This window comes from Pseudomonas sediminis (genome assembly GCF_002741105.1).
GTDB classification, from domain to species: domain Bacteria; phylum Pseudomonadota; class Gammaproteobacteria; order Pseudomonadales; family Pseudomonadaceae; genus Aquipseudomonas; species Aquipseudomonas sediminis.
This window is the reverse complement of record NZ_NIQU01000002.1, coordinates 135,053-149,515: the sequence shown is the minus strand read 5'-3', so window position 1 is coordinate 149,515 and position 14,463 is coordinate 135,053. Positions and strand designations below refer to the sequence as shown.

Below are 14,463 nucleotides of genomic sequence, written 5' to 3'. Positions count from 1 at the left end.
GGGAGAGGATGACCGCTGGGCGAAAGAGGGGGAATTGATGGATACTTCAGTTCTGTCGATATCTGGAGTATCGAATGGACCGTCATACCCTTATCCGTAGTTTCGTTCTGGTTGCCGACAACGGCAGCTTCGCTTCGGCCGCCCTCAGCGAGGGCGTGACGCCCGTGGTGATGGGCCGGCGGCTGGATGCGCTGGAGCAACACCTGGGCGTCAAACTGATGCACCGCTCCACGCGCGGGCTGCAACTGACCGACCTGGGCGAGCAATACCTGGAGCGTGCCCGCAACCTGCTCAAGGACTTCGACGAGGCCGATGCCAGCGTCGCGCGCGGCGGTAAATCGGTGCGCGGGCATCTGGTGGTGTCCGCGCCGGCGGCGTTCGGCCGGCGTCATATCGCGCCCCATGCACCGGCGTTCCTGGCGCAATACCCAGACCTCAAGCTGTCGTTCAACTTCACTGACAGCGTGGTGGATCTGGTGCGTCAGGGCTACGACATGGGCATTCGCATCGGTGAGGTCACCGACCCCAACTATGTGGCGCTCAAGCTGTTTCCCAATCGCCGAGTGGTCTGCGGCGCGCCGCGTTATTTCGAGTTGTATGGCGTGCCGCGCACGCCGGATGACCTGGTGCGGCACAACTGCCTGGCGTTCAACATGCAGGGTGGCCAGCAACGTGGCTGGACCTTCCTGCGTGACGGTCGACAGGTGGCGGTGAAGGTGGCCGGCAACCTCGACTGCAACGATGGCGAGCTGCTCTATAGCTGGGTCAAGCAGGGGCTGGGGATCGGCTGGCGCTCCACCTGGGAGATCCAGGCCGAGCTGAAAGCGGGCGAGTTGGTGACGGTGCTTGACGAGTACGCTCTGCCAGCCTACGACATCCAGGCGGTGTTCCCGCAGCAGCGTTATCTGCCGGCCAAGGTGCGTTTCTTCATCGATTATCTGAAAGGCATCTACAACACGCCGGGCTACTGGGAAGCCCGTAATGGGTAAGGGTTATTCGATACTTTGATTGAGTTATTTGATTTTAATTTTTGTGCACAAAAATTATTTTAATTGTGCTCAGTGATTGTAATCGGTTTCTCCTTCGGCTATTTCATAGGGCGTTTTCTGATGCCGCGCACTTGCGTGTGTGGATGCCCGTATCTGCAGTTTTGGAGATTGCCTCTATGAGTAGCCTTAACCTGAATGTCGCTTTGAACATCACCCTCAATGCCCTCGCCGTGGGGCGAGAGATAAAGGCGGCGCCGCTGACGGTGGCGGTGTTGGATGCCGGTGGACACCTGATCAGCCTGCAGCGCGAGGACGGCGCCAGCCTGCTGCGCCCGCAGATCGCCATTGGCAAGGCCTGGGGGGCGTTGGCCTTGGGCAAGGGCTCGCGGCTGATCGCTGCCGACGCGCAGCAACGTCCGGCGTTCATCGGTGCGGTCAACAATCTGGCGCAGGGCAGCCTGATCCCGGCGCCGGGCGGGGTTCTGATTCGGGACGAGCGCGGCGAGGTGATTGGCGCCGTCGGTATCACTGGCGACACCTCGGATATCGATGAGCAGTGTGCGGTGAGTGCGCTGGAGTCGCTGGGTCTGCAGGCGGACGCAGGGGTGTAGGGTGTTGCGGGGCCGCCTAGGCTCTGCGCACCGGCTTGATCACGGCTGCGCGATGCCCCCGATGCATCCGGGCTACGACTGTGGGAGGGGCTTGAGCCGCGACTTCGGCATCGAAGCGTCGCCGCTAAAGCGCCTCCCACGGTTTTCGGCTTTGCGTAGGGTGTACATCCACCAGTCCGTAGGGTGTGCCGTGCGCACCAGGGCTTCCCGAACGTCCGTGTCGTAAACTCGGTGCGCGCGGCGAACCCTACGGGTTTGGCATAGGCCGCGGATTCGAGTTAGGCGCTGGTCACCAACTCGGATGCCTTCGATGGCATCGGGCTGACGTCGCAGCCTTTGAGCACCAGGCGAATGATGGTCTGCGCGGCGGCTTCGTAGTCGGCATCGTCCAGGCTGGCCTTGCCGGTGACGGTGGATATCTGCCAGTCGAAGTCGGCGTAGGTCTGGGTCGCCGCCCAGATGCTGAACAGCAGGTGGTGCGGATCGACCTGCGCCATCTGTCGTTGATCGATCCAGCGCTGGATGCAGGCGATGTTGTGTTTGGCCTGGGCGTTGAGCTGTTCGGTCTGTTCCGGCGACAGGTGCGGCGCACCGTGCATGATCTCGCTGGCGAATACCTTGGAGGCGTGGGGCAGTTCGCGGGAGATGCGGATCTTCGAGCGGATGTAGGCGGTCAGCACTTCGCTCGGATGGCCCGGCTGGTTGAAGGGGGCAGAGGCGGCCAGCAGTGGCTCGATGATGCTTTCCAGGACCTCGCGGTAGAGGTTTTCCTTGGACTTGAAGTAGTAGTAGACGTTGGGCTTGGGCAGGCCTGCCTTGGCCGCAATGTCACTGGTCTTGGTGGCGGCGAAGCCCTTGTCGGCGAACTCCTCGCTGGCTGCGCGCAGGATGAGCTCTTTGTTACGCTCGCGGATGCTGGTCATAAGGCCCTGTGGTTTGCTCTGCCGCCGGGCGGCGGTCGGGCATGGTAGCACCGGCTTTGCGCGAGGCTCAAGGCAGTGGCCACGGGCTGCTCAGCGCTTAACTGACTCTGTGGTCAAATTTCTGTATACAAGAAATCGCTTTTCTGTTTCTATCGCGCACAGCGTTATCCATGACATAAAAGTCTCGGCGCGTGACGCTGCAGGAGACCTACCGTGAACACCCATCAGCTCGTCGATCCCTTCGGTCGGCGCATCACCTACCTGCGTTTGTCGGTGACCGATCGCTGCGATTTTCGCTGCACCTACTGCATGAGCGAAGACATGCAGTTCGCGCCGCGCGCGCAGATTCTCAGCCTGGAAGAACTCTACGCCGTGGCCGATGCCTTCATCGGGCTGGGCGTGCGACGTATCCGCATCACCGGTGGCGAGCCGCTGGTGCGCAAGAACCTGCTGAGCCTGCTGCAGCGCCTGGGTGAGCGTGACGAGCTGGATGACTTGGCGATCACCACCAATGGCTCGCAACTGGCAGAGATGGCTGCACCGTTGCGCGCGGCTGGCGTGCGGCGCCTGAACATCAGCCTGGATTCCCTGCAGCGCGAACGCTTTGCCGCCTTTACCCGGCGCGACAAGCTCGATCAGGTGCTGGCTGGTATCGAGGCGGCACGCGCGGCCGGCTTCGAGCGGATCAAGCTCAACAGCGTGGTGCAGAGCGGGCGTAACGACGACGAGGTGCTGGATCTGGTCGAGTTCGCCATCGAGCGCGGGCTGGACATCAGCTTCATCGAGGAAATGCCGTTGGGCAGTGTGGTCAGCCATAGCCGCGAGCAGACCTTCTGCTCCAGCGACGAGGTGCGTCAGCGCATCGAACAGCGTCATGCGCTGGTGCGCAGCAGCAAGGTTACCGGCGGCCCATCACGCTACTGGCAAGTGCTCGGCACGCAGACCCAGGTAGGGTTCATCTCGCCACACAGTCACAACTTCTGCGGCGACTGCAACCGTGTGCGGGTCACTGCCGAGGGCAAGTTGGTGCTCTGCCTTGGCCACGACAACGCGCTGGATCTCAAGCGCCTGTTGCGGGCACATCCTGGTGACGGCGAGCGCCTGCGCCAGGCGCTGATCGAGGCGCTGCGTCTGAAACCCGAGCGGCACCATTTCGCCACCGACGAGCAGGTACAGGTGGTGCGCTTCATGAGCATGACCGGCGGCTAGGCCGTCACCGCAATCTCAAAACAACAATAAGGAGGCTCTTGATGCAGCCCGTACGACTGTGCCTGTTTTCCACCATTCTGCTGACGCCCGCTGCCCTGGCGCAGACCTACGTGGTCGGTGTCGAGGACCTGCCGTTCGCGCCGCACTACAGCCTCGATGGTGAGGGGCAGTACCGTGGCTTCGCCCGCGAGGTGCTGGATGCCTTCGCCGCCGATAGTGGCCTGAGCCTGAGCTACAAGGCGTTGCCGGTGGATCAGTTGCTGCCGGCCCTGCAGCGCGGCGAGATCGACTTCAAGTACCCGGACAGTCCGCACTGGGCCGGCGCGCAAAAGGCGGGCATGGCGCTGCAGTACAGCCAGGCCGTGGTCGACTACGTCGATGGTGCGCTGGTCGCGCCGCAGCGTCAGGGGCAGCCGTTGGAGAACATTCATCGCCTGGCGATGGTGCAGGGCTGGACGCCGCGTGGATACGAGCAGCGTATCGACAGTGGGCAGATCCAGCTGAGCTACAGCGATGATCTGCGCCAGATGATTCGTCAGGCCTTGAAGCAGGAGACTGACGGCGCCTACTTCAATGTGGTGGTGGCCACCCATTATCTGGACAACATTCGCGCCCGGCCTGGTGCCCTGGTGTTCGACCCCAAGTTGCCGCACACCCGTGGCAGTTTTCATCTGTCGAGCTTGCGCCATCCGCAGCTGATCGCCCGTTTTGATCGTTTTCTCGCGGAACACGCGGCCCAGGTGGCGGCGCTCAAGGCGAGCTATCGGGTAGAGGCCAATCTCGATAGTGAGTACATGGGGGTCGAGCAATGGAAGGTGGACTTTCTCGAGCGGCAGAAAGAAAAAGCCGGCGCACAGGCGCCGGCTTCGTCCCGTCAGTGAGTGCTCAGAGGCTGGCGTCGGCGCGTTTCAGTGCCTGCGCCTGGCCATGCATCAGGCCGTAGTGCAGTACGGCGCCGAGCAGGGCGCCAAGCAGCCAGGCGTAGCCAGACAGGTGGCTCAGAACGGGCGCCCATACCGAGGCGACGGAGAATACGGAACCGATGGCGAAGGCGAGCATCGCCTTGCGGTTCCAGCCGCCGTCGAAGTAATAGGCCGAACCGACCTCGGCGCTGAACAGCTGCTGCAGGTCGAGTTTGCGGCGACGTACCAGGTAGTAGTCGGCGACGATGATGCCGTACAACGGCGCCAGTACCGCACCCAGGGTGTCGACGAAGGCGGCGATACCGACGCTACTGATGAAGGCCACCCACAGGGCGCCGATGAAGAAGGCGATGCCGGCGGTGATGAAGCCACCGGTGCGGGCACTGATATGCGCCGGCGCCAGGTTGGCCAGGTCATAGGCTGGCGGGATGAAGTTGGCCACCAGGTTGATGCCCACGGTTGCGGCGAAGAAGGTCAGCGCAGCGATGATGGTCAGGGTCAGGTTGTCGACACGCGCGACGATATCGGTCGGGTTGGTCAGCGTTTCACCGAACACCACTACGGTGCCGGCGGTGATCACCAGCGCGATCAGCGAGAAGAATGCCAGGCTCACCGGCAGGCCGAGGAAATTGCCGATGGTCATCTGCTTTTCGCTTTTGACGAAGCGGGCGAAGTCACCGTAGTTGATCACCACGGCGGCGAAGTAGGCGACCATGGTGCCGACGACGGCAAAGAACGCGGCCACTGGTCCGGCCTTGTATTCGCCTGAGCCACTGAAGATGTTGCCCAGCTCGCTGAGCAGGCTCGGGCCGGCCTTGTACCAGATCAGGCCCATCAGCGCGATCATCACCACGTAGACCAGCGGTCCCGCCCAGTTCAGGAAGCGGGTGATCCAGCTCATGCCGCAGACGAACAGCCCTACTTGGAACAGACAGACGATCACATAGGACAGCCAGCCGATGGCGGTCAGCCCCATGTATAGAGCCGGGTTCTGCGGCTCCAGCAGTGAGTTGAGCAGCAGGGCCACTGCGGTGGAAGCGAAGTAGGTCTGCACGCCGTACCAGAAGATGGCGACGATGCCGCGCACCAGCGCAGGGAAGTTTGCGCCGCGCACGCCCATGCTGGCGCGGGCGAACACTGGGAAGGGAATACCGTACTTGACGCTGGGTTTGCCGGTCAGCTGTACCAGGCCCATGACGATGAAGCCGGCGAGCACGATGCCAGCGAGTACCGCCCAGCCATTGAGCCCGTAGGAGATGAACAGCGTCGCCGCCAGGGTGTAGCCGAACAGGCTTTGAATGTCGTTCGACCAGACGTTGAAAATCTCGAACCAGCCCCAGGTACGTTTTTCTGGGGCCAGTGGGGCGAGGTCCTCGTTGTGTAGCGAGGGATCGATGTGCTTTATGCGAAAGTCTTCGGTGGTGGACATGGACAGCTCCCAGTTTTGTTCTTGCGCCGCGGCGATCTATGAGGAGATTTGTCTGCAGGTTTCGTTCCGATTTTGTATTCGCGTCATGACTGAATCGATGTATACAGCCATTTCGACAGTGTTTCGGTCGTAACCTGAATGTCTTGTACACAGAAAATACGTTGCTGAATATGGCTTTCGGATAAATTGCACACAAAAATCAAATATATTGTGATCAAAAACTTGACTTTGCGGTCAGTTGCATGGCTGCAAGCTATTGATTGAAAAGCGCCTTGGAGTCCCGGTTGTGCACCGGCGTGGTGCTGAGGTGTATTTGCTGGCGCTGGGTTGGTGCGGCGATACAGACCGCTTTGCCAAGGGCGGTGCGTACGGCGCATCCTGCGGATGGTGCCCTGCCGCGTAGGGTGTGTCGTACGCACCTGCCATTGATCGGTCAAAGAAAAAGGGGGAGGGCGCGAACGCCATCCCCCTTTTACCTGGCCACCGTCCCTACCCGACGTTGGCGAGGTTCGTTGCGGCCGTGATCAGAAGTGATACTTGACCAATGCCTGCACGGCGGTCTGGTCGAAGCGATCATCCGACCCGTCCACCGGCTTCACGCCGTACTTGGCGCGCCACATGTTGATCTCGGTGCCCACGTAAAGCTGACGTTCCTTGCCGAACAGTGCCTTGCCTGCATCCCACTTGACCTGGATCGAAGAGCCCACCGAGGTCTGGGTGCCGGCATCACGCGACGGCGAACGCCAGTCGAGGAAGCCGTCGACGACGAAATCCTGGTCACCCAGGCTGAACGGGTACGCGGCGCTGACGGTCAGCTGGGTGGCGTAGCCGTTGCTATTACTGTCGGCGAAGAAGGTGTGGTTGTTGATCTTCACCTGATACAGGTTGGTCTTGAAGTAGGTGAAGCCGGGCACTTCCCAGTCCAGGCCAATGCCGTAGAGGTAGTTCTCCGGGCCAGGGCCGCCGTTGCCTTTCTCGTAGGTGAAGGCAGCGAAGACGTCCTTGATCGGGCCGGCGGCCAGCTTCTGTCCGGTCAGCCAGCTCAGGCTGACGCGCGGGGAGAACTCCATGTAGTAGAAGGAATCCTTGTCGTGCTGACGGAAGCTGCCGTTGTCGAAGCTGCCGCGCGTCTGCACGTTGTCTGCGCGGATGTAGTCGAGAAAGTAGAAGATGTCGCCCCAGGCCCAGCCGCTGGCGTGCTCGAAGGTGAAGGTGGTCTGGGTGCGCTGTTCTTCGCCGTTGAAGTTCATGCGCTGGAAGTTCTCGCCGTACAGGTAGGACAGGCTGTTGTCCTGCCAGTAGAGCAGGTCGCCAGCGAGTGCTTGCTGGCCGGAGAACAGTCCGGCTGACAGGGCGAGGCAGTGGGGCAGATGCTTGAGTTTCATCGGTTTTCCTTATTGTTGGCGTGCAAGCGTGCGTCTCCCGGCAGCGTGCCGCCGGGAGTTGGTTCTAAGTCTGGGATCAGCTAAGTCGGGCGGCCGGGTCGAGGTCGCGGCTGAGCGTCTTGAGGCTGTCGTCGTCGCTGGCTACATCGTCCGGGCGGTTCTGCAGCACGGTGTGCAGGTGCGCCTCGGGGTCGTAGTCGTCTTCCTCGACTTCGTGGTTCTCATCGGGCAGGAAGATGTTCAGCGCGATGGCACTGAAGGCGCCGATGGTGATGGGCGAGCCGAAGATATTCTTCAGTACGTCCGGCATGTGCGACAGCACATCCGGCACGCCGGCTACACCCAGGCCAAGGCCTAGAGATATGGCCACGATCAGCACGTTGCGACGATGCAGACCGGCTTCGCTGAGAATCTTGATGCCGGCCACCGCAACGGTGCCGAACATGATCAGGGTGGCGCCACCGAGTACCGGCTTGGGCATCAGTTGCAGTACTGCACCCACTACCGGGAACAGGCCGAGCAGTACCAGGATACCGGCGATATAGAAAGCCACGTGGCGGCTGGCCACACCGGTGAGCTGGATCACCCCGTTGTTCTGGCTGAAGGTGGTCATCGGCAGGCTGTTGAACATGGCGGCGACTGCCGAATTGCAGCCATCGGCCAGCACCCCGGACTTGATCCGGCGCATGTATACCGGTCCTTTGACCGGCTGCTTGGAGATGATCGAGTTGGCGGTCAGGTCGCCTGCTGTCTCCAGTGGAGTGATCAGGAAGATCACGGCGATGGGCACGAAGGCGATCCAGTCAAAGCCGAAGCCGTACTTGAATGGCTGCGGCACGCTGATCAGCGGTACCTCGGCCATGTTGGCGAAGTCCACTCGGCCGGTGAACCAGGCAACGGCGAAGCCCAGGGTCAGGCCGATGATCACGGCAGAAAGGCGCAGCACCTGTGACGAGGCGCGGTTGAGCAGGACTATGGTGCCCAGCACCAGGCCGCCGAGGGCCAGATGGTGCAGGGCGCCGAGATCCGGCGCGCCATAGCCGCCGGCCAGATCGGTCATGCCCACCTTGATCAGTGACAAGCCCATCAGGCAGATGATGGTGCCGGTGACCACCGGGGTGATGACCTTGCGCAGCTTGTTGATGAATTGGCTGAAGGCAATCTCGACGAAGGCGGCGCAGAAGCAGATGCCGAACAGCGTGGCGAGTATCTCTTCCTCGCTGGCGCCACGGCCCTTGACGATGAAGCCGGCGCTGAGAATCACGCTGAGGAAGCCGAAACTGGTGCCTTGCAGGCACAGCAGGCCGGAACCGATCGGGCCGATGCGTTTGGCCTGGACGAAGGTACCGAGGCCGGAGACGAACAGCGCCATGCTCACCAGGTAAGGCACGTGGGCACCCAGGCCCAGAGCACTGCCGACGATCAGGGTAGGGGTGATGATGCCAACGAAGCTGGCCAGCACATGCTGCAACGCCGCGAAGATGGCTGGGGCGAAAGCTGGCGTGTCGTCCAGCTGATAGATCAGGTCGCTGTTGCCGTCGGGCGTAGCTGGGGCTTGGGTGTTGCTGTCTGTGGTCATGTCATAGCCTGCCAGTTGTTCTTATATGGTCATGGGCTTACACGAGGCTTCACGGCACCTCTACTCCGATCAATCGAAAAAATTGTCCGACTGGTCAGGATGTAGTCGACTATAGCAACTTGTGGACACTGTTAAAAACAATTTATTTTTATATTGTGCACAAAAAATGAACCGCCGGTCAGCTCGCGCTGCCTGCGGTTCATGGATGTAAAAAGATGCCGCGCCGAGTCACGGGCGCGACATGTGTGGCAATCAGTTGATCTGAGCGCCTTTGCTGATCCAGCTGCCGATCAGATCACGTTCGTCCTGGGTCATCTGGGTGATATTGCCCAGCGGCATGATCTGCGTGGCCACAGTCTGCGCGTGGATCTTCGCGGCCTGAGCCTTCATCTGCTCCGGCGTATCGAGCATCAGGCCGGCCGGCGCGGCGCTGAACATCGGGCTGCTCGGGCTCGCCGAGTGGCATACGGTGCAACGCTCGTGGATCACGCTTTCAACCTGGGCGAAATCGGTGCTGGCGGCAGTTGTCGCACTGTCAGCGGCAGTGGACGGTTCCTCGCTTGCATCGACTTTGGCTTGGGTTTCCTCGGCAGCAGGCTCGTTGGTGGTGACGGGGTTGCCAGGGCGACCGGTTGCAGGAACGGGAGCGTACTTGATTGCCGGCGCTTGAGCCGTTGCCGGTGCGCTGACCGCCTTGGTTTGCGGGCCGGTGACGTAAGCCAGGCAGATCATGCCCAGCGCTGCGGCCGGCAGCGTCCAGACGTACTTGCTGCTGTCGTGGCGGGTGTTGAAGTAGTGGCGCACCAGCACGGCCAGAATCGCGATACCTGCCAGGATCAGCCAGTTGTACTGGCTGCCGTAGGTGCTCGGGAAGTGGTTGCTGATCATGATGAACAGCACTGGCAGGGTGAAGTAGTTGTTGTGGCGCGAGCGCAGCAGGCCTTTGGCCGGCAGGGTCGGGTCCGGCGTAGTGTTTTCCTCGATGGCCTTAACCAGTGCGCGCTGGGCCGGCATGATGGTGAAGAACACGTTGCCGACCATGATGGTGCCGATGATGGCGCCGACATGGATGTACGCGGCGCGGCCGCTGAAAATTTGGCTGAAGCCGTAGGCGGCAGCGATGATCAGAACGAACAGTACGGCGCCGAGCAGGGCCGGGCGTTTGCCCAGCGGCGAATCGCACAGGAAGTGGTAGATCACATAGCTCAGTGCCATGGAGCCGAGGCCGATGGCGATGGCCGCTGCTGGCGCCAGGTCGACACCTGGCTTGACCAGATACAGGCTCGGGTTGAGGTAGTAAACCACCAGCAGCAGGGCGACGCCCGACAGCCAGGTGGCGTAGGCTTCCCATTTGAACCAGTGCAGGTTCTCCGGCATTTTCGGCGGAGCCAACTTGTACTTTTCCAGGTGGTAGATACCGCCGCCGTGAATCGCCCAGAGGTCGCCCGATAGGCCCTCGCGGGGATTGCTACGGTTGAGGTTGTTCTCCAGCCAGACGAAATAGAACGATGCGCCGATCCAGGCGATACCGGTGATCATATGGATCCAGCGGATGCCCAGGTTTAGCCATTCGGTGAAATGTGCTTCCACGATCTGTACCTCTTTCCCAGGGTAGGCACGCCAGCCCCAGGCTTCTCTTATTGGTGGGGGTTGAGGAGGAGAAGCTCGTCCTCATTGAAGAAATGCTCATCGCAGTTGTTGCCGGAACCACTGCGATCAACCACCAGGAAGTCATCCCGCTTTTCGATCGTCAGCACCGGGTGGTGCCAGACGCCGCGATGGTAATTGATGCCCTGCCTGCCATTACTGAGGAAGGCACGGACGGACCCTGATACAGGTACATCGCCAACTGGCGCGACCACGATCAGAAAGGGGTTGCCGAGCAGCGGAATGAAAGCCTGGCTGCCCAGCGGATGGCGTTCCAGCATGCGGATGGTCAACGGCATCTCGAGCGACTCAGCGCTGAAGATGCTGATGATGGCCTGATCCTCCGGCTGTGCGGTCTGCACCGTGGCCAGCTTGTGATAGCGGCGGGTGGAACCGTTGTTGATCATGAAGAAATCGCTGCCTTCGGTTTCGATCACGTCACCGAAAGGGGCGAAGGCTTCTTTGCTCAGGGGCTCGATGGTCAGGCTACGCATGGCTGTTCTACTTGTTCTGTTCGGATGGGGAGGTTGCAGCGCTTACAGCTGCTGCAGGCGGAAGAGGGCGATCTTGTTGATCTCGGCCAGGGCGGTGGCGAATTCCTGCTCCGGCGTGTTGTGAATACGCTCCTCGAAGGCGGCCAGGATCTGGTGGCGGTTGCTGCCCTTGACGGCCTTGATGAAGGGGAAGCCGAACTTGGCTTTGTAGGCGTCGTTGAGTTCGGTGAAGCGAGCGAACTCCTCGGCGGTGCACTCGTGGATACCGGCGCCGGATTGCTCGGCGGTGCTGGAGGCGGTCAGTTCGCCGCGTACGGCAGCCTTGCCGGCCAAGTCCGGGTGCGCGTTGATCAGAGCAAGCTGCGCGTCATGGCTGGCGGACAGGAGAATATCGGCCATGCGCTGCTGCAGGCCGTCGATGTCGTCTACCGACGCGTCCAGGCCGAGGTCATAGGCTTTCTCGGCCACCCAGGGCGAGTGCTCGTAGATGTCGGCGAAGGCGGCGACGAACGCGTCGCGGCTCAGCTGGGAAGGAGTCAGGGTCTGGAAACGGCTCATGGGCGGCTCTCTTTTTCGGTCGCGCTGAAGGGGTGGGTGGCATGCCAGTGCTTGGCGATGTCGACGCGGCGGGCGCACCAGATCTTGTCATGGCTCTTCACATAGTCGATGAAGCGTGCCAGCGAGGCCAGGCGGGCCGGACGACCGAGCAGGCGGCAGTGCATGCCGATCGACAGCATCTTCGGAGCGCCGGCTTTACCCTCGGCGTAGAGCACGTCGAAGGCATCCTTTAGGTATTCGAAGAAATCGTCGCCCTTGTTGAAGCCCTGCACCTGGGTGAAGCGCATGTCGTTGGTGTCGAGGGTGTAGGGGATTACCAGGTGCGGCTTCTCTGCGGTGCTGGCCGGGTCCCAGTAGGGCAGGTCGTCGTCGTAGGTGTCAGAGTCGTAGAGGAAGCCGCCTTCCTCACGCACGAGGCGCCGGGTGTTCGGGCCCAGGCGACCGGTATACCAGCCCAGCGGACGTTCGCCGCTCAGTTCGGTGAGGATGCGAATGGCCTCGAGCATGTGCTCGCGCTCGGTGGCTTCGTCCATGTTCTGGTAGTCGATCCAGCGATAGCCGTGACTGCAGATCTCATGCCCGGCAGCGACCATTTCGCGGATCACGTCTGGGTGACGCTGGGCGGCCATGGCCACGGCGAAGATGGTCAGTGGAATGTCGTGTTGCTTGAACAGGTTGAGCAGGCGCCAGACGCCGGTGCGGCTGCCGTACTCGTAGAGCGACTCCATGCACAGGTTGCGCTGGCCCTGCAGCGGCTGAGCGGCGACCATCTCGGAGAGGAATGCCTCGGATTCCTTGTCCCCGTGAAGAATGTTGCGCTCGCCGCCTTCTTCGTAATTGAGCACGAAGGACAGGGCAATACGGGCATCGTTCGGCCAGTGCGGGTGAGGCGGGTTGGCGCCGTAGCCGATCAGATCGCGTGGGTAATCAGCGTTCACTGCAGTCTTCCTATCTGGAGCGTTGCGGTCACTGCGTGCCGGGAAATCGACGGCTACGCGACCGGGATGACTAATTGTATACAAAGTTAGTTGCCGTTTGTAAATCGACTTTTCATCATTTTATTCAGTGTGCGTCTCGCCTGAAAAATTGCCGCACTGGTCAGTAATTCATGCGGCCGATGGCGTAGTTGCTGGTGTGCGTCGATGTGGGCGATGAGCCTGTTTGGTGCTCCGACAGCGCCTGCACTGGAATTATTGTGTACAATTTATGCGTAAAGTGTTTTATATTCGATCTGCATGCTATCCTGCGATTGCGTCGGAGCATTGCGACGAGCCGATTTCAACAGAGTAGAGGAGGTGTGGTGTTCGTAGGGCGCCAGGCGCCGCGGGCATCCGAGACCCATGGGACGTTTGACTACACATGTACTGGATGCCGCACACGGCTGCCCAGGGAGTGACATCAAGGTCGAGCTGTATCGCGTCGAAGGCGCGCAGCTGGAGCTGATCAACAGCGTTACCACCAACCACGACGGCCGTTGCGATGCGCCGGTTTTGCAGGGTGATGACTACCGCACGGGCGTCTACCAGCTGCACTTCCACGCCGGCGACTACTACCGCGCCCGTGGCGTGAAACTGCCTGATACGGCCTTCCTCGACGTGGTCGTCCTGCGTTTCGGCATCGATGCCGGCCAGGAGCACTACCACGTGCCGCTGCTGATTTCCCCTTACAGCTACTCCACCTACCGCGGTAGCTGAGTGACTGGCAGGCCAGGCGCCTGCCAGACGAATGCTTGTCACCCTCAGACTCGTTTGAGTCCTTACGCCCGCTCACACTGCGGGCTTTTTTTCGCCTGTACTTCGGGGTGCTGTTGCTGGGTGAACCATCGCACGGCCCATCGGTGGGGCGCCTATTACGAACAGCGTGATGGGCGGCGTAGGGTGCGCCTTGTGTAGCAAGGGGCCCTAGCGTGTGGCGATCCAGATCAGCAGGCCGGCCTGAAACAGGCTGAACGCCACCAGGCAGGTGATGGTGAAGCGCAGGCCGCTGTCCTCGCGCTTGAGGCGTTCGAGCCGATCTTCCAGTTTGCGCAGTTTGACGTCCTGCTCCTGCAGCGTCTGGTCGGCCTGCTGCAGCATCGCGGCAGCATCCAGCAACTCGATGATCTGCACCTTCTCGGCATGCCAGTCGCCGTGCAGCGAGCTGACCCGTGGCGCGCTGTAGAACGGCTTGAGCTGCAACGGGTCGCTGTACTCGATGGTGAAACCCTGCGCTTTCAGCGCGTGGTCACGCCGGGCGCGGGCCGCTTCGTTGAAGTTGTCCTTGGTCGGCAGGGCGCCGCCCTCGACCTGATAGTGCGCGTATTGCTTGCGCGCCCAGGCGATGCCCTGCGCCATGAGAAAACGCCCGAGACCGCGGTTGGCGGGCTCCACGCTGAGGCCCTTGTCCGGGCCGAAGCGAACTTCTTTGCGCTGATGATCGGCCCATACTTCCAGCAGGTTGTTCTGCCGATGCAGGCGTTGGCCTGGCACCTGGATGGTCAGGCGCAGCAGGCTCAGATCCTTGGCGTGACGCTCCACACGGCCGAGTTGAACGAAACGCAGCGGTCGCGGCCCGGTCTCCCGGTCGACCGGCAGTGGCGCCAGGCGCAGCAGACTGAACTGCTCGGCTGGCAGGTCAGTCCAGGGATGCGGCGCGGCGGGCGTCTCGCCTGCTACGGCGTCGGCGGCTTGCGCCACCGGGGCTGGGTTCTCGCTCATGGGCGTCCTGTGTACTGTTC

At 61.5% G+C, this 14,463-nt stretch carries 14 protein-coding genes; 5 read left to right on the top strand and 9 right to left on the bottom strand.

Annotated elements, in window-relative coordinates:
• Positions 1-74: 74 nt before the first annotated feature.
• Entirely contained in the window at positions 75-989 is a 915-nt protein-coding gene (locus CDO35_RS06250) for a LysR family transcriptional regulator (RefSeq protein WP_099523091.1), read from the top strand.
• A gap of 176 nt (positions 990-1,165) precedes the next feature.
• On the top strand, positions 1,166-1,600 hold the full coding sequence (locus CDO35_RS06245) for a GlcG/HbpS family heme-binding protein (protein WP_099523090.1): 435 nt from the start codon (positions 1,166-1,168) through the stop codon (positions 1,598-1,600).
• A 278-nt stretch (positions 1,601-1,878) separates the two neighbouring features.
• On the opposite strand, the gene CDO35_RS06240 is transcribed toward CDO35_RS06245, so the two are convergent.
• The gene (locus tag CDO35_RS06240; protein ID WP_017679203.1) at positions 1,879-2,523 is read right to left on the bottom strand and encodes a TetR/AcrR family transcriptional regulator; all 645 of its coding nucleotides are present in this window, start codon (positions 2,521-2,523) and stop codon (positions 1,879-1,881) included.
• Positions 2,524-2,736: 213 nt separating this feature from the next.
• Here CDO35_RS06240 and moaA point away from each other — a divergent pair, with 213 nt between their 5' ends.
• Both moaA and CDO35_RS06230 read left to right on the top strand, forming a co-directional pair.
• Complete coding sequence (moaA, locus tag CDO35_RS06235) at positions 2,737-3,732, top strand: GTP 3',8-cyclase MoaA (RefSeq protein WP_099523089.1); 996 nt, start codon at positions 2,737-2,739, stop codon at positions 3,730-3,732.
• Between the two features lie 41 nt (positions 3,733-3,773).
• Positions 3,774-4,613 carry a substrate-binding periplasmic protein gene (locus CDO35_RS06230; protein WP_099523088.1) on the top strand — a complete coding sequence of 280 codons (840 nt, stop codon included), beginning with the start codon at positions 3,774-3,776 and terminating at the stop codon, positions 4,611-4,613.
• Positions 4,614-4,617: 4 nt separating this feature from the next.
• On the opposite strand, the gene CDO35_RS06225 is transcribed toward CDO35_RS06230, so the two are convergent.
• From CDO35_RS06225 to puuE, 7 genes are all read right to left on the bottom strand, one after another.
• Positions 4,618-6,084: an NCS1 family nucleobase:cation symporter-1 gene (locus CDO35_RS06225; protein ID WP_099523087.1), complete on the bottom strand. Its 1,467-nt coding sequence runs from the start codon at positions 6,082-6,084 to the stop codon at positions 4,618-4,620.
• Between the two features lie 524 nt (positions 6,085-6,608).
• A complete protein-coding gene (locus CDO35_RS06220) occupies positions 6,609-7,469 on the bottom strand; it encodes an outer membrane protein OmpK (protein WP_099523086.1) in 861 nt (286 codons plus the stop codon).
• 76 nt (positions 7,470-7,545) lie between these two features.
• Positions 7,546-9,048, bottom strand: coding sequence for a nucleobase:cation symporter-2 family protein (locus tag CDO35_RS06215; protein WP_099523085.1), 1,503 nt, complete (start codon positions 9,046-9,048; stop codon positions 7,546-7,548).
• A gap of 252 nt (positions 9,049-9,300) precedes the next feature.
• On the bottom strand, positions 9,301-10,638 hold the full coding sequence (locus tag CDO35_RS06210) for a urate hydroxylase PuuD (protein ID WP_099523084.1): 1,338 nt from the start codon (positions 10,636-10,638) through the stop codon (positions 9,301-9,303).
• 47 nt (positions 10,639-10,685) lie between these two features.
• Positions 10,686-11,189, bottom strand: coding sequence for an ureidoglycolate lyase (locus CDO35_RS06205; RefSeq protein ID WP_099523083.1), 504 nt, complete (start codon positions 11,187-11,189; stop codon positions 10,686-10,688).
• A 42-nt stretch (positions 11,190-11,231) separates the two neighbouring features.
• Complete coding sequence (uraD, locus tag CDO35_RS06200; RefSeq protein ID WP_099523082.1) at positions 11,232-11,747, bottom strand: 2-oxo-4-hydroxy-4-carboxy-5-ureidoimidazoline decarboxylase; 516 nt, start codon at positions 11,745-11,747, stop codon at positions 11,232-11,234.
• A complete protein-coding gene (gene puuE / locus CDO35_RS06195) occupies positions 11,744-12,685 on the bottom strand; it encodes an allantoinase PuuE (RefSeq protein WP_099523081.1) in 942 nt (313 codons plus the stop codon). Before puuE ends, uraD begins: the two co-directional genes overlap by 4 nt.
• A 402-nt stretch (positions 12,686-13,087) precedes the next feature.
• Here puuE and uraH point away from each other — a divergent pair, with 402 nt between their 5' ends.
• Positions 13,088-13,441: a hydroxyisourate hydrolase gene (gene uraH, locus CDO35_RS06190; RefSeq protein WP_003460854.1), complete on the top strand. Its 354-nt coding sequence runs from the start codon at positions 13,088-13,090 to the stop codon at positions 13,439-13,441.
• A 207-nt stretch (positions 13,442-13,648) separates the two neighbouring features.
• Here uraH and CDO35_RS06185 read toward each other — a convergent pair whose 3' ends face one another.
• Positions 13,649-14,443, bottom strand: a complete 795-nt coding sequence (locus tag CDO35_RS06185; RefSeq protein WP_099523080.1) for a hypothetical protein — start codon at positions 14,441-14,443, stop codon at positions 13,649-13,651.
• Positions 14,444-14,463 lie beyond the last annotated feature (20 nt).

Excerpts from the sequence above, each read along its gene's own strand:
- CDO35_RS06250 (WP_099523091.1), top strand. The coding sequence starts at position 75 with ATGGACCGTCATACCCTTATCCGTAGTTTCGTTCTGGTTGCCGACAAC.
- CDO35_RS06245 (WP_099523090.1), top strand. The coding sequence starts at position 1,166 with ATGAGTAGCCTTAACCTGAATGTCGCTTTGAACATCACCCTCAATGCC.
- CDO35_RS06240 (WP_017679203.1), bottom strand. The coding sequence starts at position 2,523 with ATGACCAGCATCCGCGAGCGTAACAAAGAGCTCATCCTGCGCGCAGCC.
- CDO35_RS06230 (WP_099523088.1), top strand. The coding sequence starts at position 3,774 with ATGCAGCCCGTACGACTGTGCCTGTTTTCCACCATTCTGCTGACGCCC.
- CDO35_RS06225 (WP_099523087.1), bottom strand. The coding sequence starts at position 6,084 with ATGTCCACCACCGAAGACTTTCGCATAAAGCACATCGATCCCTCGCTA.
- CDO35_RS06220 (WP_099523086.1), bottom strand. The coding sequence starts at position 7,469 with ATGAAACTCAAGCATCTGCCCCACTGCCTCGCCCTGTCAGCCGGACTG.
- CDO35_RS06215 (WP_099523085.1), bottom strand. The coding sequence starts at position 9,048 with ATGACCACAGACAGCAACACCCAAGCCCCAGCTACGCCCGACGGCAAC.
- CDO35_RS06205 (WP_099523083.1), bottom strand. The coding sequence starts at position 11,189 with ATGCGTAGCCTGACCATCGAGCCCCTGAGCAAAGAAGCCTTCGCCCCT.
- uraD (WP_099523082.1), bottom strand. The coding sequence starts at position 11,747 with ATGAGCCGTTTCCAGACCCTGACTCCTTCCCAGCTGAGCCGCGACGCG.
- uraH (WP_003460854.1), top strand. The coding sequence starts at position 13,088 with ATGGGACGTTTGACTACACATGTACTGGATGCCGCACACGGCTGCCCA.
- CDO35_RS06185 (WP_099523080.1), bottom strand. The coding sequence starts at position 14,443 with ATGAGCGAGAACCCAGCCCCGGTGGCGCAAGCCGCCGACGCCGTAGCA.